This is a genomic window from Amycolatopsis ruanii (genome assembly GCF_003385175.1).
Classification (GTDB): domain Bacteria; phylum Actinomycetota; class Actinomycetes; order Mycobacteriales; family Pseudonocardiaceae; genus Amycolatopsis_E; species Amycolatopsis_E thermalba.
Window position 1 is genome coordinate 31,638 of record NZ_PQHY01000028.1, and the last position, 20,760, is coordinate 52,397.

Below are 20,760 nucleotides of genomic sequence, written 5' to 3' on the forward strand. Positions count from 1 at the left end.
GGTGGTTAGTGCCGCGTTCCAGGAAGGGGGCGACCCGAATTCACGTCGCCGGTCGCGGACTGTGATCAGACTACCTGAAGACCGTCCGGTACTTCACGCCAGCCCCGCCCGCTCCAGCAGGTCCCGAGCCAGGTCATCGGCTCCGACCTGCAATCCCCGCGCGGCAAACCACGCGGAGATGTTGTGGACGTCACGGGTGAGGTACTCCGCTCCTCTCGGATTGGCCACCACATCCACGACCTGTGGCAGATCGATGAGCACGATCCGGCCGTCGTGGACGAGGATGTTGTAGGCGGACAGGTCTCCGTGCGCGAGCCCCTCCGACGCCAGGACGTCGAGCGCCCCGACCGTCTGGAACCACAGTTCGCGTAGTTCCTCCGGTTCGGGCCGCAGCTGTGCCAGGCGTGGCGCCGCCGTGCCGTCGGGCTCTCCGATGAACTCCAGCAGGAGTTCCGTGCCGTCCCGCTGCACCGGGTACGGCACCGGCACGCCGATGGTCCACAAGCGACTGAGCGCGGCGAACTCGGCGACCGCCCACTGCTCGGCGATGAGATTGCGGCCGAACGAGGTCCGTTGTGCCATGGCCCGGTTCTCCCGGGACCGGCGCATGCGCCTGCCCTCGAGGTAACCGGAGTCGCGGTGGAACTGGCGGTGCTCGCTCAACCGGTAACGCTTCGCGGCGAGCAGGCATTCCCGGCTGCCGTCCGGCAGGCCGCGGCGCAGCAGGTGCACCTCGGCCTCCTTGCCGGTCTTGAGGACACCCAGCTCGGTGTCCACGGCGGCCAGTTCGGTGATCACCCAGGCCGGGTGCGGGCGTGGGCCGTGCTCGGCGCTGTCCCAGGTCGAGTAGCGGTCGGCGCCACCCGGGATCTCGGGTTCGGCGTAGCTGTCCTCGCGCAGGCGGGCCAGCCGCTCACGTTCGTCCTGCGTGAGGCGGCCGCTGCGGATCGGATTGAACTCGTCGTCGGACCGCGGGCGGCGACGACGGGAGCGCGGGGTGGGGTCTTCGGCGAAATCGTGCTGGCGCACTGGTGGGTCTCCATGGCTGAGGTGCCCCACCGGCGCCGTGATGATCAGGCGGGCGGGGCGGGTGGATGGGCGAGGAAGGCACGGCCCAGGACAACGACGGACACGACGCACCTCCCTTCTCCACCACCGGGCCCAGCGCACCGGCGTACGGGTGATCATGCCCGCGGCGGCGCTGCGGCCGCAACCGAATTACCGGCAGACTGGCGGCATGCGCGTGATCGTGATCGGCTCCGGCATCACCGGGGCGAGTACCGCCCACCAGCTCGCCCGCCGTGGCGCCGAGGTCGTCGTGGCCGACGCGGGCCGTCCGGGAGTGGCGACGGCCGCGGGCGCCGGGATCGTGTGCCCGTGGACCAGCCGCCGCGGCGACGACGAGTACCGCTTCGCCGCCGCGGCCGCGGCGTACTACCCGGAGCTGGTCGCGCAGCTGGCCGAGGACGGCGCGGGGGACACGTCGTTCGAGGTGGTCGGCGGGATGGTGGTGTCGGCGGACCCGGCCGAACTCGACGAGGCGTTCGCCCGGGTGAGTGAACGCGTGGCCGGGGAACCGGTGGCCGGCGAGGTGTCCCGGCTCGATCAGGCGCAGGCCCGCGAGCTGTTCCCCGCGCTCGCCCCCGGCCTGGCCGCGGTGCACGTCAGCGGCGGCGGCCGGGTGGACGGGCGGCGCATGCGGCAGGCGCTGCTGGACGCGGCAGTGACGCGGGGCGCCCGGATCGTCGAGGGCGCGGCGGAGCTGACCCGGCGCGGGGTGCGCGTCGCGGGGGAGGAGCTGGCGGCGGACAAGGTCGTCGTCGCGGCCGGTGCGTGGAGCGGTGAGCTGGTGCCGTCGGTGTCCGTGGCGCCGCAACGCGGACAGATCAGTCATTTCGAACTGCCCGGGGTGGACACCGCACGCTGGCCGGTCGTGCTGCCGGTGTCCAGCCACTACCTGCTGGCCTTCCCCGGCTCGCGGGTCGTCGCGGGCGCCACGCGCGAGACCGGTTCCGGGTTCGACCACCGGATCACCGCGGCCGGGCAGCGCGAGGTCCTGGACCACGCCCTGACGGTCGCACCGGGCCTGGCCGACGCGACGCTGCTGGAGACGAGGATCGGTTTCCGCCCCGCCTCGCCCGATGGCCTGCCGCTGCTCGGCGCGCTGGCGGAGCGTCCGGACGTGCTGGTCGCCACCGGGTTCGGTCCCGGCGGGCTCACCGTCGCGCCGTTCGCCGGGCGGCTCGTCGCGGGTCTCGCGCTCGGTGAGGAGGCGCCGGTCGACCTGACGCCCTACCGGCCGGAGCGGTTCACCGGTCGGTGATCAGCTCCAGTTCCTGCTCGCCCACCCGGTCGAGCGTGATGCCCGCGCGCTCGGCGGCGCCGATCAGGCCTTCCACTGTGGAGGGTTCGCGCGAGGCGGTCGCCAGCGCGGCGGCGAGCTTTCCCTTGTACGCCTTGTTGAAGTGGCTCACCGTCCGCCCGCTCGCGGTGACCACGCGCACCGTGATCGCGCGCGGGATGCGGGCCAGCGCGGCGTAGGCGCCCGAGCGCAGGTCGACGATCAGACCGTCCACTTCGGCCAGCGCGGGTTCCAGGACCGGGCGCCACAGCGAGCGCAGCGTGCCGAGGGCGGGCAGGGTCGTGCCGCCGGAGAGGCGATAGGCCGGGATGCGGTCGTCGCCGCGGGCGATGCCGAACAGGGCGGACGCGACGGCCAGCCTGCGGTCGGCCTTGGCCCGCGCGGCCGGGCGCAGGCCGCCGTAGTCGAGGGCGTCGTAGAGCACGCCGGTGTAGCGCTCCAGCGCGGGCAGGGTGGGTGCGCTCCAGAGCGCGGCGTTGCGGGCGACCTCTTCCTCCTGCCGCCCCGACAGCCCCAGCACGTTCAGGCTCTCCGGCACGTCTCCGGCCAGCTCGGCCAGTGCGTCGGCGAGCTTGCGCCGCAGCGGGTTCAGCTCGGGGAACGACAGCGCGTCCAGATCCAGCGGAGGGCCGTCCCCACCGGCGGCTTTGGTTTCCGAAGGAGGCAGCAGCACCAGCACGGCCAGCAGGGTAACCCGCGCCCGGGAAATCATTGGGGACGGGCCAGCGGCAGTGCCTACGCTGCGTGGATGACTGTGACTTGGCGCGCACTGCGACGCGACGATGCCGAAGCGGTGGCGGAGTTGTTCGCCGCGGGGGAGACGGTGGAGCCCACGGGGGAGGAGCACAGCGTCGCCGACATCGGGGAGAGCCTGGAGTCGCCGAATTCGCCCCTGCCCGACGCGGGCGTGGCCGTGGTGGAGGGCGACCGGCTGATCGCGTACGCGATGACGGCCCGGCGCACGGAAGCGGACCCGGTGCACCGCATGCGGGTGGAGTCGATGGTGCACCCGGACCACCGGAGCGACGCCCTCGGTGCGGAGTTGCTCCGGTGGTACGAGGAGGCGAGCGCGAAACTGCACGCGAAGGTGTTCCCGGGCGCGCCGCTGGAACTGCACGCCGCGGCGCACGAGAACCAGCGGTGGTACGCGTCGGTGCTGTGCCGGGGCGGGTACGAGGTGGTGCGCACCATCGCCGACATGGCCGCGGACCTGTCCGCGTTGCCGCCGATCGAGTCCACGGTCGAGCCGGTGCCGTACGAGGCGCGGTACGAGGAGGCGACCCGGCTCGCGCTCAACGAGGCGTTCCGGGAGCACTTCGCCAGCACGGCCTTGACGCCCGAGCTGTTCCGCCACTGGGTGACCGGCAGCGCGGGTTTCCAGCCGGACCTGTCGTTCCTGCTGCTCGACAGCGATCGGGTGATCGCGTTGGTGCTGTGCCTCGAGCGCGGTGCCGCCGACGGGGAGGTGGTGGTCGAGTACGTCGGCACGCTTCCGGAAGCGCGTGGCCGCGGTGCCGCCAGGAGCCTGGTCGCCGCCGCGTTGCGGGCGGCGCGCGCCCGCGGATACCGGCGTGCCGTGCTCGGCGTGGACAGCGAGAACCCCACCGGCGCGCAGCGCGTGTACGAGCGGTGCGGGTTCGTGGTGACCGGTCACTGGCACGTGCACGCGCGGCCGGTCAGCGGACGGTAAGCCGGCGGTCAGCGCTCCTCGCGAAGCTCGGGGCAACCGAGTGGAGGAGTCCCGATGAGCAAGACAGTGCTGATTTCCGGTGCGAGCATCGCCGGCCCGTCCGTGGCGTTCTGGCTGAACCGCCTGGGGTACTCGACGACCGTGGTCGAGCGGGCGCCCGCGCTGCGTGCGGGCGGGCAGGCGGTCGACTTCCGCGGCGAGCAGATGAAGGTGCTGCGGCGGATGGGGTTGCTGGAGGAGATCCGCGCGCACCAGACGGCGATGGGGGAGCAGCACATCCTGGACGCCTCCGGCCGGCGCGTGGCGAGCCTGCCGGCGTCGATGATCAGCGGTGAGGTGGAGATCCAGCGCGGCGACCTGAGCCGCGTGTTGTACGAAGCGACGAAGGACCGGACGGAGTACGTGTTCGGCGACTGGATCACGTCCCTGACCGAGACCGGTTCGGGTGTCGAGGTGACGTTCGCCCACGGCGCCCCGCGGACCGTGGACCTGGTGATCGGCGCGGACGGGCTGCATTCGGGTGTGCGGGCGCTGGCGTTCGGCCCGGAGTCGCGGTTCCGGACCGAGATGGGGTACGCGTGCGCGGGTTTCAGCGCGCCGAACCACCTGCGGCTGGACCACACCGGGTTGATCTACAACGTGCTCGGCCGGGGCGTGACGTACGCCGCGCAGGACCCGGACGGCCCGGCGAGCGTCGGTTTCGTCTTCGCGGCGGACGGCCTGAGCTACGACCGCAAGGACGAGGCCCAGGTGAAGAAGGTGATCGCGGAGGTCTACGCCGGGGTCGGCTGGGAGGTGCCGCGCCTGCTGGAGGGATTGCACGCCGCCACTGACCTGTACTTCGACGAGCTGGCGCACGTGTACCTGCCGCGCTACACGAGCGGCCGGGTGGCGTTGGTCGGCGACGCGGGATGGGGCGTGGGCCCGGGCGGCAGCGGAACGGGCCTGGCGATGATGGCGGCGTACGTACTGGCGGGCGAACTGTTCGCGGCGGCGGGCGACCACCGGCTGGCGTTCTCGCGGTACGAGGCGGCGGTACGCCCGGCCGCCGAGGCGGGTGCCAAGCAGGCCAAGGGAACCGGCCCGTTCCTGGCCCCGCGCACGGCGCGTGGGCTGTGGCTGCGGAACCAGTCGCACCGCATGCTGACGACCCGGATGTTCTCGGGAGTCTTCGACAGGATGACCCTGAAGGCGGCGAACACGCTGAAACTGAAGGACTACGGGATGTGAGGGTTGCCCGACGCGGCCGCCGGGCCCCAGCCGCGACGTACCCGGTTCAGGACGAGGCGACGGCCACGGTGGCAAGCATCGGCGCCGAGGTTCTTCCGAGCACCCCATGTCTGCCGCAGCGGGCATCCCTCGGCCGGGCGATCCCCGCCGCGCCGCCCGTCCACGGTTGCGTGGCCGGGCGGCGCCCGTCGTGTCCAGGTGTCCGGCCGGTCACCCCACCCGGTGGTCGTGTCCGTGGTCGGTCGGGCGAGCCTGGTGATCTCCTTGTAGGGCCGTGCCGTGCCGTGTTCGTAGGCGGTGGCGCAGGTGCCGGCGCCAGGAGCTTTTTCACCCGCTGCCCGCCCGGGGTCACCCCACCTGGCTCTCGTGTCCGTGGTCGGTCCGGGCGAGCCGGGTGATCTCCTTGTAGGGCCGTGCCGTGTTCGTAGGCGGTGGCGTAGGTGCCCCCGCCGCAGGAGGTTCTGCACCCCGCCGCCCGCCCGGGGTCACCCCACCGGGCTCTCGTGTCCGTGGTCGGTCCGGGCGAGCCTGGTGATGATCTCCTCGTAGCGCAGTGCCGCGCCGCGGTCGTAGGCCGTGGCGAAGGCGTCGGGGCCCAGCAGCTTCTGGCACCCCGCCGCCACGCCCGCCACGTCCTGGTCGCCCGGTCGCGCTGCGCCCCGCAGCGCTACCGCCATCCCCAGCTGCTCGGCCGCCCCCTCGGCGTCGCCGTCGAGCAGGGTCATCCCCGCCTGCCCCTCCAGCGCGTCCGCGATGCTGGAGCGGAAGTGCTGCGTCAGCGTGATGTCCAGCGCCTGCCGGTGCCGCGCCCGCGCCTCGGCCAGGTCGCCCGTCGCCTCGGCGAGCCGGCCCAGCGCGGTCAGGGTCTGCGCGCTCGCCGCGTCGCTCTGCCAATCCGCGCCCAGCGTGGCCAGCGCCCGCTCGTAGTGCTCCCGCGCACGCGCGAAGTCCCCGCGGTGCCGGGCCAGTTCGCCGAACCCGCGCTCGGTGAGGGCGAGCACGGTGGACGCCCCCGCGCGCCGTGCCAGGTCGGCCGCGCGGTGGTAGCCGGCTTCGGCGTCGGTCAGGTCACCGTCGCGCAGCAGCCGGTCCGACCGCCGCGCCCCCAGCTCGGCCAGCTCCTCCGTCGCGTTGAGCTGCCCGAGCAGGGCCATCGCCTCGTCGGTCAGCGCCAGCGACCGCTCCCGGTCACCGCGCAGGTCCGCGAGCTCGGCCAGCCCGTCGAGCACCTGCGCGGTACCCCAGCGGTCGCCGATTTCGCGGAACAGCTCGAGCGACTTGCCGAACGTCTCCTCCGCGCCCGGGGTGTCGCCGTTCAACAGCCGGATGTAGCTCGCCGAGAAGTGGTGCAGCGCCTGGAACCACGGATCCTCGTCGTCGAACATGGCCTGTTCCAGCTCGTTCGGCCGGCTCGCCGGATCCGGCGGCCCGGCGAACAGCGCCCAGTAGACGAGCAGGTACGGCTGACGCAGCGGCCACGCCAGCGACCGCATGATCGATTCGACGCGCCGCAGGTGCTCGTCCAGCCCCGGCGGTTCCGCGGGTGCGGCGTTGAGCACGCACAGTGCGTACTCCTCCGCCAGGCCGTCCGGCGGTTCCGCGCCGAGGTTGTCCAGCAGCCGCGCGGCCAGCGGCGCGATCTCCGTGCGCACGCCCAGCAGCCGCCAGTACGACGACAACGCGCCGACGAGCCGCAGCGCCAACCCGGTGTCCTCCTCGACCGCCCAGCGCAGCGCGCCGTGCAGGTTCGCTCGCTCGGCCGTCAGACGGGCGAGCCACTCGACCTGCTCGGTGCGGCGCAGGTGCGGGTCGGCGGTCTGGGCGAGAGCGAGGAAGTGCTCGGCGTGCGCGCGTGCCACCGCATCCCGTTCGCCCGATTCATCCAGCCTTTCACCGCTGAACGCCCGGATCGTCTCCAGCATCCGGTACCGGTCGCCGGACATCTCGAGGAGCGATTTGTCGACGAGGCTTTCCAGGAGGTCCTCGGTGTCCGGTTCGTACAGTCCACAGACGCCCGCGACCGCCTCCGCCGTGGCGCCGCCGGCGAAGATCGCGAAGCGCCGCACCAGGTCCTGCTCCTCCGGTTCGAGGAGGTCCCAGCTCCAGCCCACGACCGCGCGCAACGTCTGGTGCCGCGGCGCGGCGGTGCGGCTGCCCCTGGACAGCAGGCGGAACCTGTCGCCGAGACGGGCCTCGAGCTGATCCAGGGGCAGGGTCCGCAGGCGCGCCGCGGCCAGTTCGATGGCCAGGGGCAATCCGTCGAGCGCGGCGCAGATCCGCAGCACCCGCGCGGCCGAGTCGTCGTCGAGCCGGAAACCGGGGCGCACCGCGGCGGCCCGTTCGGTGAACAGCCGCACCGACTCGTAGCCGGTCGCCTCGGCCGCGCTGGTCGCCGGCGGAGGCGAAGCGAGCGGCGGCACGGCGCACAGGGCCTCGCCGGTGATTCCCAGGGGTTCGCGGCTGGTGGCGAGCACGCGCAGTCCGGGAGCCGACGAGAGGAGCCGGTGGACGAGCTTCGCGGCGTCGGTGATGACGTGCTCGCAGTTGTCGAGGATCAGCAGCATGCGGCGGTCGGTCAGCGCCACCTCGATGCGCGCGACCGGGTCCGGCGCGGCCCCGGCGGCGGGGAACAGACCGGTCTCCCGCAGGCCGAGCGCGGTGAGGACGGCTTGGGCGACGCTGGTGCCGCTGGTCACGGGTGACAGGTCCACGAAGCACACTTCGCCGTCGGCCCGGCCACCGGCCTCGATGGACAGACGGGTCTTCCCCGCGCCGCCGGGGCCGGTCAGGGTGACCAGGCGTCCGGTCGCGAGCAGGCCGGCGATGCGGGCCAGTTCCGGTTCGCGGCCGATGAAGCTGGTGAGCTGGGCGGGGAGCTTCGGCGGTTCGGGCACCGGTTCGGCGCGCAGCACGGCGAGGTGAGCGGCGGCGAGTTCCGGGGACGGGTCCGCCCCCAGTTCGTCGGCGAGCGTGCGGCGGGCGTCCTCGAAGACGGTGAGCGCCTCGGCGTGACGGCCGTTGGCGGCGAGCGCGCGCATGAGCAGGACGCGGGGCCGTTCGCGGAGGGGGTGGGCGGCGCACAGCTCGGTGAGTTCGTCGATCACCGCGCGGGATTCGCCGAGCGCGAGGTCGGCTTCCGCGCGGTCCTCGAGCGCGGTGGTGCGCAGCTCGTCGAGGCGTGCGGCCTGCGCTTCGGCGAAGGGGGCGTCGCGGATGTCGGCCAGCGCCGGGCCGCGCCAGAGGTCCAGCGCTTCGCGGAGCAGCTTCGCCGCGCGGGCGGGTTCGCCGCCGGTCAGGGCTTGACGGCCGTCGCGGGCGAGCCGGGTGAAGCGGTGCAGGTCGACGCGATCGGGTTCGACCGTGAGCCGGTAGCCGGCGGACTGGGACTCGATGCGTGCCCCGGCACCGAGCTTGCGGCGCAGGCGGGACACCTGGGCCTGCAGTGCGTTGGCCGCGTCGCCGGGTGGGGCGTCGCCGTAGAGGCCGTCGATGAGCCGGTCGGTGCCGACGACGCGACCGGCGTCGAGCAGCAGGAGGGCGAGGAGGGATCGCGGTCGTGGCCCGCCGACGGGCACGGGGTCGCCGGCCGCGGAGCGCGCCTCGACCGGACCCAGGACGGCGAACCACACCCGGTGATTGTGGCGCATGGCGCCTTGGACGGGGTGAGGCTGTGCCGTGGTTCGCGGCCCGCTGCTTTACTTCACGTATGGAACCTGGGCCGCTGACGATTTCCTACGCCGTGGCTTCCGACGTCGGACAGCGACGCGAAGCGAACGAGGACTCGGTCTACACGAGTCCGCGTCTGCTCGCCGTCGCCGACGGGATGGGTGGGCACGTCGCCGGTGAGGTCGCCAGTTCGGGCGCGGTCGCCGCGATCGCCGCCCTGGACGAGCGCCTCGAGGCCGAGTCCGCGAAGGCCGGCGTGGAGGCGCTGGCGGAAGCCGTTTCCGACGCGGGGCGCCGTCTGCGGGCGCTGGTCGAGGAGGACAGCCGGCTGCAGGGCATGGGGACCACGCTGACGGTCCTGGCGTGGGACGGGGCGTCGTTCGCGGTGGCTCACGTGGGCGACTCGCGGGCGTACCGGCTGCGCGAGGGTGAGCTGGTGCAGGTGACGCGGGACCACACGGTGGTGCAGGAGCTGGTGGACCAGGGGCGGATCTCGCCGGAGCTGGCGGTGAGCCACCCGCAGCGTTCGGTGCTCACCAGGGCGCTGCAGGGCGCCGGCGAGCCCGAGCCGGACCTCTTCGTCCTCGACACCCGAGCCGGCGACCGATACCTCATTTGTTCCGACGGCCTCTCGGACGTCGCGACGCCGGAGCAGCTGACGGAGGTGCTGACGACGGTGCCGGACCCGGAGGAGGCCGTGCAGAAGCTGGTCGAGCTGGCCAACGCCGGAGGCGGACCGGACAACATCAGCTGCATCGTGGCGGACGTCGCCGCCTGACGGCGGTTGCCCGGCGTCACTGTTCGCGGGCACTGGTTTGACACGCGGGGGTCGCTCGGCCGCTTTGCACTCTGGACGCTGATCGACCGCACTGAGCCCGGGACGCCGCTCGACCTGGAGATGCGGAACCCCGGCGAGGGGCCGCCATGGCCACAGTCGCTCTGTCGTGCCGCTGCCGGATGGCGATGAGCCGCGGGAGGTGCGCGAGCACGTGGCCGTGCCAGCCCCGCGCTCTTCCGAGGCCGGTGGGGCGTTCGCTGCCTGCGGGGACTGCGGCGGGCGCCCTCGCTGCCTGCGGAGACGGTGGCGGGCGCCCTCGCTGCCTGCGGAGACGGTGGCGGGCGCCCTCGCTGCCTGCTGCGACCGGCAGCCGGCGGTGTGTCTTCGCCGCCCGGCGGCGCGGGCAGGACCGGCCCCCGGTCCGTCGGCGGATCACGCACTCCCCCCAACCGGATCCGGATCTTGAAAACCGGTTCGCCGGTCGCTTGGCCGCAGGTACGGTCGAGGCCATGGCCTCACCGGAAGCGCTGGTCTCCGCGCTGGCGGACCCCGAACGTCTGATGCTCTTCGCCCGGATCTGCACCGCACCTGACGGGCTCCCGGTCGCCGACGACCGGCACACCGGCAAGCTCGCGAAGCGCCTCATCTCGGCCGGGATCGTCACGGTCAGCGAGAACCGCTACCGAGCCGTACCGGAAGCCTTCCGCGACTCGCTCGCCCGACCCCCGTCCGATCCGCTCGAAGCACTGTTCAACCACGGCCGGCTCACCGCGATCCCTCGTCCGGGCAAGCTTCGCCAGGCTCTGCTCTCGAAACTCGCCGAGCGGTTCGAGCCCGGACGTGTCTACACGGAGCCGGAGGTGCGCGAAAAGCTCGCCGCGATCCACGACGACCACGCCGCGCTTCGCCGTTACCTCGTTGACGAAGGCCTCCTCCAGCGCAGCAACGACGGCCGCGCATACGGCCGTCCAGCCGAAGCCCGCCCAGACGCGGAGACCGACGGAGAGCGTGCCCCTGCCTGAGAGCCCCGCGTCGTCCCTGGGAAGGGATGGCACGGGAGGTGGCGGCCACAGGCCTACCGGGGGATCACGGCGCGGCCGGGCGTCCTTTCTGCGCGGCGAACGGCCAACGCGGTTGTCACGGCGTCGAAGCGGGCAGTTCGTGGTGCGATGCTCAATCCTCCTTCCTGTCGTAGGGTTTTCGTCATGATCGCCGCCGACCCGGACCGTCTGTGCCCACGACCGCAACTCGTCCGGCCCGAGTGGTTCGACCTGAACGGCTCCTGGGGCTTCGCCTTCGACGACGACGATCGCGGCCTCGCCGGCCGATGGTTCGCCTCGGCCGATCCCTTCGACCGGACGATCACCGTTCCGTACCCGCCGGAGTCGGAACTCTCCGGCCTGCACGCGACCGAACCGCACACCGTCGTCTGGTACCGGCGCGAGTTCGACGCCCCGGCGATCCCCGACGGCCACCGGCTGATCCTGCACTTCGCCGCCGTGGACTACGCGGCTTCGGTGTGGGTCAACGGAATCCACCTGGGCAGCCACGAAGGCGGACAGACACCGTTCTCCTTCGACATCACCTCCGCTCTGCGGGCCACTGGTCCGCAAGTCGTCGTTCTCCGGGCCGAAGACCGGCCGGACGAAGGCACTCAGCCCCGGGGCAAGCAGGACTGGCACCCCGAGCCGCACGACATCTGGTACCACCGCACCACGGGGATCTGGCAGCCGGTGTGGGCGGAGGTCGTGCCGGCCCTGCACCTCCGCGAACTGCACTGGACGCCGGATCTCACCCGTGCGTCGGTCTCCTGCGAGGGCGAGCTGTCCGCGGCGCCGGGCGAGGCCGTCACGGTCCGCGTGGTGCTGCGGCACGGGGACGAGATCCTGGCCGAGCAGTCCGTGCGCGTCGACCGGCGGCGGTTCCGGTTCGACGTCGCCGTGCCCGCGCTGCGGCACGGTCAGGACCGGTCCCGCCTGCTGTGGTCTCCGGAGAACCCGGTACTGGTCGACGCCGCGGTGGAGCTGCACGCCGCCGAAGCGCCGTCCGACGCCGCATCGAGCTACCTGGGTCTGCGTGAGGTCGGGGTGACCGACGGTCGCTTCCTCCTCAATCACCTCCCGTACTACCCGCGAATGGTTCTGGAACAGGGCTACTGGCCGCAGTCACACCTCGCCGCGCCGGACGCGGTCGCGCTGCGCCGGGAAGTCGAGCTCATCAAGGAACTCGGGTTCACCGGTGTCCGGGTGCACCAGAAGGCCGAGGATCCGCGGTTCCTCTTCTGGTGCGACCGGCTCGGCCTGCTCGTCTGGGGCGAGACCGCGAACGCCTACGAGTTCGCGCCCGAAGCCGTCGAACGGCTGACCCGGGAGTGGCTGGAGATCCTGCGCCGGGACCGCAGCCACCCGTGCATCGTGACCTGGGTGCCGGTCAACGAGAGCTGGGGCGTTCCCGACATCGCCTCGGCACCCGCTCAAGCCCACTTCGTGCGATCTCTCTACCACCTCACCAAGAGTGTCGATCCCAGCCGTCCCGTCATCGGCAACGACGGCTGGGAGATCCCGGAAGCCGACATCGTCGGCGTGCACGACTACGCCCCGATGGGCGAGGCATTGTCCACTCGCTACGGCGACACCGACACGTTGCGCCGCACCCTGGCCGACGGACGGCCCGGCGGTCGCCGCCTCCTGCTCGACGACCTTGCCGAGGCCCGCGCCGTCATGCTCACCGAGTTCGGCGGCCTCTCCTACGTTCCCGCCGAGGACGAGAAGTGGTTCGGCTACTCGACCGTGGCCGACGAGGAGGAGCTGGTCGCCCGGCTGGACCAGCTCGTCACCGCCGTCCTGTCGTCCCCGGCACTCGCCGGCTTCTGCTACACCCAGCTGACCGACACCGAGCAGGAACGCAACGGACTGCTCACCGCCGACCGCACACCGAAGGTCGACCCGGCGCGGATCCAGGCCATCCTCACCCGCCCAGCGGCGGCCGTGCCTCCGGAGGAGCTGAACCCCTACCGGGAGCGCAGCTGACCGCGACTACATTGCCTGAACCAGACCGGAATCTCACCTCCACGGCACGGCAGTGGTCCCCAGTGTGCGGGGCCTGTGGCGAGCGGTAGGTCTTTCCCACCCCTGGCGGTTCCGGGAGGAGCTGAACCTCTACCGGGCCACAGCTGACCGTCGAGTTCCCACTGTGATCAGGACAGGGCCGACTACATTGCCTGAACCAGACGGAATCACCTCCACGGCAAGGCAGTGGACCCAGCGCGCGGGGTCCGCGGTGAACGGTAGGTCTTTCCCACCCTGGCGGCTCCGGAAGAGCGGAATCCCTACCGGGACCACAGTCGACCGTCGAGTTCCCACTGCGATCAGGCCAGGAGAGACCACGACCCGATCACGCCTGAACCGGACGGGAACTAGCCTCCGCTCCCAGGCAGCGGGCCACAGCGGGGTCCGTCAAACCTGACGACAGCGGCTCCGACATCTCAGCTGTGACCTGGGTGACCCGCGGGCGCGCCGTGTGCCTGCGCCGCGCCCGCGGGTGGGAACCGCGCGGTGCGGGTCCCGGACCGGCGTCCGCTCGGACTCACGTCCCCAGGAGCGAGCGGGCGCCGGCCCCGTCCGTGGGGATGCGGCCTAGTAATCCCAGATCTGGATGGCCCGCACGACGAACGGTGCGTGCGGTACGAACGTTCCGCCGCCCGGGTACGTGGTGAAGTCACCTTCGGTGGAGCAGTCCTCGCCCTGGTACACCGTCACTTCGCGCTCCAGCCGGTTCACGAAGGAACGTGCGTCACCGCTGAGCGGGATGCATTCACCCGGGTTGGCGGTGCGCAGGTCGAGGAACTGCACCGCCCCGCCGTAGAACTCCTCCGACCACGCGCAGAACTCGCCCTGCTCGCAGCCGTACCCCACGGGCGGCGCGGTTTCCGCCTCGGCGATGCCTCCCGCGGTCAGCAGTCCCAGCGCGGCCAGGACGAGCACTCTCGGCAGGTACGCGCGAACTTTCCCGAACATTTCTCATCTCCCCTGTGAGTGGGTTTTCCGCACTGCGCGGTTCCGGGATCCACAATGGCCGGTGCGGGAAAGCTTGTCAGCAGGGATTTCTACTCGTGTGGATAAGTAGGTTCCGTTAACTCGATCGAGACCGCCGAACCGCAGTTGTCCACAGGATCGCGAACTCGCTCTTGCCGAGCGGGCGAATCTTCTGCTATTCGGCGGGACCCGTGGAACCGCGCACCACGAGTTCGACGTCCAATGTGGTCGGCTTCGGTGCGCGGTGCCCGGCGAGCAGGTGCAACGCGAGCTCCCCGGCGAGCTGTCCCTTGCGCACGAGGTCCTGCCGCACCGTCGTCAACGGCGGATCCGACCACGCCGCCGGCGGGGTGTCGTCGAACCCGACGATCGACAGATCCCGCGGCACGCGCAGACCGCGTTGCCGCGCCACCGCCAGCGCCGCCAGTGCCAGTTCGTCCGACATGCACAACAGCGCGGTCGGTTCGCGGTCGAGCAGGCGCGCCGCGCCGGGCATCGCCGCCTCCCGCGACAGCCCCGACACCTCCCAGATGGGCACCGCGTCCGGGGCGGTCCCCGCCGCCGCCAACGTTTCCAGATATCCCGCGAGCCGCTCCCGGTTGTCCAGGAACCGGCTCTGCGCCGCCTCGGCCGCGCTCAGCGGACCCCCGCGCGGCTCGGACAGGCACTGGGCGGACAGGATCGCGAACCGCCGGTGTCCCAGTTCCAGCAGGTGCCGGGCCGCGGCCGTCGCGCCACCCCGGTCGTCCGTCGACACCCGCGCCGATCCGGGAACGATCGGCTGGTCGATCACCACCAGCGGCAACCCGCGCTGCTTGACCGCCCGCAGCGCCGGCGCGTTGTCCGCCAGCGAGTACGCCACCGCGAGGTCCGCCTGCGCCGCGAGCACCCGGTCCGCCCGCGGCCCGCCGTCGTGCCCGCCCGGCAGGAGCAGCAGCGCGTGCCCCTCCGGATCCACCCGGCTCGCGAGCGCGTCGAGCGTGATCGACAACGCCGGATCGGAGAACGCCGCCGACAACCCGGTGTCGAGCATGAAGGCGATCGCGCCCGACCGCTGGGTGGCGAGGCTGCGCGCGGTCGGGTTGGGACCCGCGTACCCGAGCCGCTTCGCCACGCGCAGCACTTCGTCGCGGAGGCCGGCCGAGAGCTGGTCGGGGCGGTTGTACGCGTTGGACACCGTCGCCCGAGACACGCCCACCGCGCTGGCGACGTCGTCGAGCGTCGGGCGGCGCCGACGGGTACCGGTCATCGCCGCAGTCTAGACCGAACCAGAACCCGGTTGACGTTCTGAAGCGCTTAAGTCATTGTGGGACGGGTGATTGTGGTCAGCGACCGGGCAGCGGTCTTCGTGGTCTTCGCGCTCAACGGCGCGGTGTACGGGTCGTGGGCGCCGCGTGTGCCCGCCCTCGCCGAGCAGGTGGGCGCCAGTCCGGGCGAGCTGGGTCTGGCGTTGCTCGGGGGCACCGCGGGGCTCCTCCTCGCGGCTCCGCTGTCCGGCCGGCTGTCGGAGCGGTTCGGCGCGCGTGCCGTCATGCTCGCCGCGACGCTGCTGTCCTGCGTCGTGCTGCCCCTGACCGGGCTCGTAGGTTCGGTGGCGTGGCTCGCGGTCGCCCTGTTCGGCCTCGGTTTCGCCAACGGCGGGCTCGACGTGGCGATGAACATCGGCGGCGTCAGCGTCGAACGGCGCACCGGCAAGGCGATCATGCCGGTCTTCCACGCCGGGTTCAGCTTCGGCGGCCTGGTCGCGTCGGCCGCGGCCGGGCTCGCCGCGGCGCTGCGCTGGTCGCCCGAGCGGCACTTCCTGGTCGCCGCCGTCGTGACGGCGCTCGTGATGCTGGCCGTCCACCACGGCCTGCCACGGGCGGTGCCCCGATCCGAGCGGCCCGCCCGCGCGGCGACCACGGCACCCACCCGCCGGCCGGTGCTGTGGCTGCTGGCCGTGGTCCCGCTGTGTTCCGCGATGGCCGAAGGCGCCAGCTCGGACTGGTCCGCGCTGCTGCTGGTCACCGAGCACGGCGCCGGTCAGGGCGCGGCCGCGCTGGCCTTCACCGCGTTCTCGCTGGCCATGGCCGTGACGCGGCTGGGCAGCGCGTGGGTGCAGCGCCGCCTCGGGGCCACCCGCACCCTCGCGATCGGTGCGGTCGTGGCCGCCGCCGGCCTGCTGATGTCCGCGCTGGTCCCGATCGCCGCGCTGGCCTTTGCCGGGTTCGTCCTGGCTGGGATGGGTCTGGCCGCCGCGTTCCCGGTCGCGCTCAGCCTCGCCGGCGAGGCGGGCAAGCGTGCGGACGGCAGCGGCGGGGAGCGGGAGATCGCGTTCGTCACCACCGTCGCCTACACCGGGTTCCTGGCCGGTCCGCCGCTGATCGGCGGTATCGCCCAGCTGACCTCCCTGTCCGCTTCGTTCGTGCTGGTAGCGGTCCTCGCGGCGCTCATCGCCCCGGCCGCCGCCGGCGCGAGTCGCGCAGGTCACCGTGAACGGACCGCTGCCGAACTCCGCGTTTGACGCGGGCCTACCCTCGACGTGTGCCCTCCGAAGTTTCCGAGACCGCGACCCGGCGCCGGGTGAGCGTCCTCCCGCTGCTCCTGGTGTGCGGGTTGCTGGCGGCGCTGGTGGCCGTCGCGCTGCTCGCGCTGTCGGGCGGGGCCACCTACCAGATCGCCGGCCTCCCCGAGCCCGGGCTCGTCACCCAGTACGGCGTCGGCGTGGTCCGGGTGCTCGCCGACGCGGCGTCGGTCGTGTGCGTGGGATCCCTGCTGCTCGCGACGTTCCTGGTGCCGCCGCAGAAGTCCGGCGTCCTGGCGCGTGACGGGTACGCGGCCCTGCGCGCCGCCGGGATCGCCGCGTGGGTGTGGTTCTTCGCCGCACTCGCCTCGGTCCTGTTCACCGCGGCGGACGCGGCGGGCAAGCCGGTCACCGAGCTGTTCTCGCCGCAGGTCCTGCTGGACCTGGTGGACGCGATCGAGCAGCCCAAGGCCTGGCTGTGGACGGCGGCCATCGCGCTCGTGCTGGTGCTCGGCTGCCGCCTCGCGCTGTCCTGGGGCTGGACCGCGGTGCTGTTCGGGCTGTCCGTCGCCGGGCTCGTCCCGGTCGCCGTGACCGGCCACTCGGCCAGCGGCGGCTCGCACGACCTCGCCACGAACAGCCTGCTCTACCACCTGATCGCCGCCTCGCTGTGGGTCGGTGGCCTGGTCGCGCTGCTCGCGCTCGGCTGGCGGCGCGGGGAGCACCTGTCGCTCGCGGCGCGCCGCTTCTCCCGGCTCGCGCTGGTCTGCTGGATCGTGATGGCCCTGTCCGGCGTGATCAACGCGCTGGTCCGGCTGCCCCTGTCCGACCTGCTCACCACCGAGTACGGCCTGCTCGTCCTGGCGAAGATCGTCGCGTTGCTGGTGCTCGGCGTGTTCGGCCAGCAGCAGCGCAGCCGCGGCGTGCGGGCGGTGGTCGACGGCCAGGGCGGCGGGCAGTTGCTGCGGCTGGCCGCGGTCGAGGTGCTGATCATGTTCGTCACGATCGGCATCGCCACCGCGCTGGGCCGCACCCCGCCGCCGCAGGAAGCCGTGCAGCCGTCGACGACGGAACTGCTCATCGGCTACGACCTGCCCGGCGCGCCGACCCTGCTGAGGCTGCTGTTCGACTGGCGCTTCGACCTGATCTACGGCACGGCGGCGATCGTGCTGGCCGCGCTCTACCTGGCGGGCCTGCGGCGGCTGCGGCGCAACGGGGTCGAGTGGCCGGTGGGGCGGACGGTGGCGTGGCTGGCGGGGTGCTTCGTGCTGCTGATCGCCACGTCCTCGGGCATCGGGCGCTACTCGCCGGCGATGTTCAGCGTGCACATGGGCAGCCACATGCTCCTGTCGATGATCGCTCCGGTGCTGTTCGTCCTGGGCGGGCCGGTGACGCTCGCGCTGCGGGCGTTGCCGGTGGCGGGCCGGGACGCCCCGCCGGGGCCGCGCGAGTGGCTCCTGGCGGCAGTGCACTCACCGGTGTCCCGGGTGCTCACCCATCCGATCGTCGCGCTGGCCTTGTTCGTCGGTTCGTTCTACGCGCTGTACTTCTCCGGCCTGTTCGACGCGGCGCTGAACTACCACTGGGCACACCTTCTGATGAACGCCCACTTCCTCCTCGCCGGTTACGTCTTCTACTGGCCGGTGATCGGCGTCGACCAGGCTCCGCGGCGGCTGCCGCACCTCGGCCGGCTCGGGATGATGTTCGCCGCCATGCCCTTCCACGCCTTCTTCGGCGTGATCCTGATGTCGAAGCAGACGATCATCGGCGACAACTTCTACCACGCGCTGCACCTGCCGTGGGTGTCCGACCTGCTGGCGGACCAGCGGCTGGGCGGCGGGATCGCGTGGGCGTCCGGTGAGGTGCCGGTGCTGCTGGTGCTGATCGCGTTGCTCGTGCAGTGGTCGCGGGCGGACGCGCGGGAGGCGAAGCGGAAGGACCGCCGGGAGGAGGCCAGCGGCGACCAGGAGCTGGCGGCCTACAACGCGATGCTCAAGCAGATGGCGGACCAGGGCAAGCCCCGCCCCTAGCACACGCCACCGACATTTTCGGTGCCACGAACGGTTTTCCCCGCGAGTTGTCCACACGGCGCGAAACCATCCACAGATTTCGGCCGATTTCGCTTTCGCTCTCCCCATCGCTCGTTCCCGGGGCACTCTGGTGTCAGGCCGGTGACGACGAGTGAGAAGGAGAACGGCGATGGCGATCGGGGAGACGATGGTGACCCTGGTGGGCACGATGACCAGCGACATCACGGTCAAGCGGGTCGGGCAGGACCGGCGTGAGCTGGCGATCTTCTGGGCACGCAGTGACGAGCGCCGGTTCGACAGGCGCAGACAGGAGTGGGTGCCGGGCAGGCGGTTCTCGGTGCGGGTGGTGTGCCATCGCGCACTGGCGGCCTCGGCGGCGCAGGCGTTGCGCCGGGGCGATCCCGTGGTGGTCAACGGGCGGCTGCACACCGGCGATCCGGACGTCGACGGGTCTCGTGCTCAACTTGAACTCGAGGCTTTCGCGCTCGGGCCCAACCTCGCCCAGTGCGGCGTCTCGCTGAGGCGGGGTCCCGGGGCCGAACCCGATGTGCCGTCCCAGATCCCGTTGTGGGACCCTGCCTGCCTCACCGACGAAGCCCTGGAGAACCGGCCCGTCGGGGCCCGCGCGCCGGTGCTGGCCGGGCCGCGGGGAGGGCAGGGCCCGTGACGCGCCGGAGGTTCTCCACGGTGACGGGGGGTTGACTGTCCGTCGCGGGATGGTGACCGGCGTTCGGTCGCGCGTGACACGGCTCTACGATCGTGGGCATGGCCGAGTTCATCTACACCATGAAAAAGGTGCGCAAGACCGTCGGGGACAAGGTCATCCTCGACGATGTCAGCACCGCGTTCTACCCGGGCGCCAAGATCGGTGTCGTGGGTCCGAACGGTGCCGGCAAGTCCACCGTGCTGAAGATCATGGCGGGACTCGATCAGCCGAGCAACGGCGAGGCCTTCCTCCAGCCGGGCGCGAGCGTCGGAATCCTGCAGCAGGAGCCGCCGCTCAACGAGGACAAGACCGTGCGCGGCAACGTCGAGGAGGGCCTCGGCGAGATCAAGGTGAAGCTCGACCGCTTCAACGAGATCGCCGAGCTGCTGGCCACCGACTACAGCGACGAGCTGATGGAGGAGATGGGCCGGCTGCAGGAGGAGCTCGACCACGCCGACGCCTGGGAGCTGGACTCCCAGCTCGAGCAGGCGATGGACGCGCTGCGCTGCCCGCCGCCGGACGAGCCGGTCACCCACCTCTCCGGTGGTGAGCGCCGCCGGGTGGCGCTGTGCAAGCTGCTGCTGTCGAAGCCCGACCTGCTGCTGCTCGACGAGCCCACCAACCACCTGGACGCGGAGAGCGTGCTGTGGCTGGAGCAGTTCCTGGCCGGCTACCCGGGCGCCGTCCTCGCCGTCACCCACGACCGGTACTTCCTGGACAACGTCGCCCAGTGGATCATGGAGCTCGACCGCGGCCGCGTCGTCGGCTACGAGGGCAACTACTCCACGTACCTGGAGAAGAAGCGCGAACGCCTCGAGGTCCAGGGCAAGAAGGACGCCAAGCTCGCGAAGCGCCTGAAGAACGAGCTGGACTGGGTGCGGTCCAACGCCAAGGCGCGCCAGACCAAGTCGCGGGCCCGGCTCGACCGCTACGAGGAGATGGCCGCGGAGGCCGAGCGCACCCGCAAGCTGGACTTCGAGGAGATCCAGATCCCGCCGGGGCCGCGGCTGGGCAGCGTGGTCGTCGAGGTCTCGCACCTGAAGAAGGGCTTCGAGGACCGCGTCCTGATCGACGACCTGTCGTTCACGCTGCCGCGCAACGGCATCGTCGGCGTGATCGGGCCGAACGGTGTCGGTAAGACGACCCTGTTCAAGACCATCGTCGGGCTGGAGAAGCCGGACGACGGCGAGGTCAAGATCGGCGAGACGGTCAAGCTGTCCTATGTGGACCAGAATCGGGCCGGGATCGACCCGAAGAAGACGGTGTGGGAGGTGGTGTCCGACGGGCTCGACTACATCAACGTCGGGCAGACCGAGATGCCGTCGCGCGCCTACGTCAGCGCGTTCGGGTTCAAGGGGCCGGACCAGCAGAAGCCGTCGGGTGTGCTCTCCGGTGGTGAGCGCAACCGGCTGAACCTGGCCCTGACCCTCAAGCAGGGCGGGAACCTGATCCTGCTGGACGAGCCGACCAACGACCTGGACGTCGAGACGCTGGGCTCGCTGGAGAACGCGCTGGAGCAGTTCCCCGGCTGTGCCGTGGTCATCTCGCACGACCGGTGGTTCCTGGACCGCGTGGCGACGCACATCCTCGCGTGGGAGGGCACGGACGAGAACCCGGCCAAGTGGTTCTGGTTCGAGGGCAACTTCGAGGGCTACGAGAAGAACAAGGTGGAGCGGCTCGGACCGGACGCGGCCCGGCCGCACCGGGTGACACACCGCAAGCTGACGCGCGACTGAGCGGGGAAGCCCCGTGCTAGCACGC

15 protein-coding genes are annotated in these 20,760 nt (G+C 71.9%); 10 read left to right on the forward strand and 5 right to left on the reverse strand.

Annotated elements, in window-relative coordinates; all coding sequences use genetic code 11:
* Window positions 1-93: 93 nt before the first annotated feature.
* Window positions 94-1,029, reverse strand: coding sequence for a serine protein kinase RIO (locus tag D0D28_RS17325; protein ID WP_116111285.1), 936 nt, complete (start codon window positions 1,027-1,029; stop codon window positions 94-96).
* Between the two features lie 208 nt (window positions 1,030-1,237).
* Between D0D28_RS17325 and D0D28_RS17330 the strand changes: the two genes are divergently transcribed.
* Window positions 1,238-2,323 carry an NAD(P)/FAD-dependent oxidoreductase gene (locus D0D28_RS17330; protein ID WP_116111286.1) on the forward strand — a complete coding sequence of 362 codons (1,086 nt, stop codon included), beginning with the start codon at window positions 1,238-1,240 and terminating at the stop codon, window positions 2,321-2,323.
* Here the strand turns inward: D0D28_RS17330 and yaaA are convergent.
* Window positions 2,310-3,041, reverse strand: a complete 732-nt coding sequence (gene yaaA / locus D0D28_RS17335) for a peroxide stress protein YaaA (RefSeq protein ID WP_094007903.1) — start codon at window positions 3,039-3,041, stop codon at window positions 2,310-2,312. The two genes, D0D28_RS17330 and yaaA, sit on opposite strands and share 14 nt — an antisense overlap.
* Window positions 3,042-3,110: 69 nt before the next feature.
* On the opposite strand from yaaA, the gene D0D28_RS17340 reads away from it, so the two are divergent.
* Both D0D28_RS17340 and D0D28_RS17345 read left to right on the forward strand, forming a co-directional pair.
* Window positions 3,111-4,052: a GNAT family N-acetyltransferase gene (locus D0D28_RS17340; RefSeq protein ID WP_094007904.1), complete on the forward strand. Its 942-nt coding sequence runs from the start codon at window positions 3,111-3,113 to the stop codon at window positions 4,050-4,052.
* A 54-nt stretch (window positions 4,053-4,106) separates the two neighbouring features.
* Window positions 4,107-5,282 (forward strand): FAD-dependent monooxygenase, encoded by a 1,176-nt coding sequence (locus tag D0D28_RS17345; protein WP_205413290.1) that lies wholly within the window; start codon window positions 4,107-4,109, stop codon window positions 5,280-5,282.
* A gap of 485 nt (window positions 5,283-5,767) precedes the next feature.
* On the opposite strand, the gene D0D28_RS17350 is transcribed toward D0D28_RS17345, so the two are convergent.
* The gene (locus D0D28_RS17350; protein WP_240323249.1) at window positions 5,768-8,911 is read right to left on the reverse strand and encodes a BTAD domain-containing putative transcriptional regulator; all 3,144 of its coding nucleotides are present in this window, start codon (window positions 8,909-8,911) and stop codon (window positions 5,768-5,770) included.
* A gap of 77 nt (window positions 8,912-8,988) precedes the next feature.
* Between D0D28_RS17350 and D0D28_RS17355 the strand changes: the two genes are divergently transcribed.
* The 3 genes from D0D28_RS17355 (at window position 8,989) to D0D28_RS17365 (ending at window position 12,755) form a co-directional block, all read left to right on the forward strand.
* On the forward strand, window positions 8,989-9,726 hold the full coding sequence (locus D0D28_RS17355) for a PP2C family protein-serine/threonine phosphatase (RefSeq protein ID WP_094007906.1): 738 nt from the start codon (window positions 8,989-8,991) through the stop codon (window positions 9,724-9,726).
* A 509-nt stretch (window positions 9,727-10,235) separates the two neighbouring features.
* Window positions 10,236-10,748, forward strand: a complete 513-nt coding sequence (locus tag D0D28_RS17360) for a DUF2087 domain-containing protein (RefSeq protein ID WP_094007907.1) — start codon at window positions 10,236-10,238, stop codon at window positions 10,746-10,748.
* A 183-nt stretch (window positions 10,749-10,931) separates the two neighbouring features.
* On the forward strand, window positions 10,932-12,755 hold the full coding sequence (locus D0D28_RS17365; RefSeq protein WP_116111288.1) for a glycoside hydrolase family 2 protein: 1,824 nt from the start codon (window positions 10,932-10,934) through the stop codon (window positions 12,753-12,755).
* A gap of 606 nt (window positions 12,756-13,361) precedes the next feature.
* Here the strand turns inward: D0D28_RS17365 and D0D28_RS17370 are convergent.
* Both D0D28_RS17370 and D0D28_RS17375 read right to left on the reverse strand, forming a co-directional pair.
* Window positions 13,362-13,742 (reverse strand): peptidase inhibitor family I36 protein, encoded by a 381-nt coding sequence (locus D0D28_RS17370; RefSeq protein WP_094007909.1) that lies wholly within the window; start codon window positions 13,740-13,742, stop codon window positions 13,362-13,364.
* 193 nt (window positions 13,743-13,935) lie between these two features.
* Window positions 13,936-15,009 carry a LacI family DNA-binding transcriptional regulator gene (locus D0D28_RS17375; protein WP_116111289.1) on the reverse strand — a complete coding sequence of 358 codons (1,074 nt, stop codon included), beginning with the start codon at window positions 15,007-15,009 and terminating at the stop codon, window positions 13,936-13,938.
* Between the two features lie 66 nt (window positions 15,010-15,075).
* Here D0D28_RS17375 and D0D28_RS17380 point away from each other — a divergent pair, with 66 nt between their 5' ends.
* The 4 genes from D0D28_RS17380 to ettA all read left to right on the forward strand — a co-directional run bounded on the left by D0D28_RS17380 (window position 15,076) and on the right by ettA (window position 20,735).
* Entirely contained in the window at window positions 15,076-16,263 is a 1,188-nt protein-coding gene (locus D0D28_RS17380) for an MFS transporter (RefSeq protein WP_116111290.1), read from the forward strand.
* A gap of 20 nt (window positions 16,264-16,283) precedes the next feature.
* Entirely contained in the window at window positions 16,284-18,293 is a 2,010-nt protein-coding gene (locus D0D28_RS17385) for a cytochrome c oxidase assembly protein (protein ID WP_116111291.1), read from the forward strand.
* 169 nt (window positions 18,294-18,462) lie between these two features.
* The gene (locus D0D28_RS17390; protein ID WP_116111292.1) at window positions 18,463-18,960 is read left to right on the forward strand and encodes a single-stranded DNA-binding protein; all 498 of its coding nucleotides are present in this window, start codon (window positions 18,463-18,465) and stop codon (window positions 18,958-18,960) included.
* A gap of 98 nt (window positions 18,961-19,058) precedes the next feature.
* Complete coding sequence (gene ettA, locus D0D28_RS17395) at window positions 19,059-20,735, forward strand: energy-dependent translational throttle protein EttA (RefSeq protein WP_116111293.1); 1,677 nt, start codon at window positions 19,059-19,061, stop codon at window positions 20,733-20,735.
* Window positions 20,736-20,760: the final 25 nt, after the last annotated feature.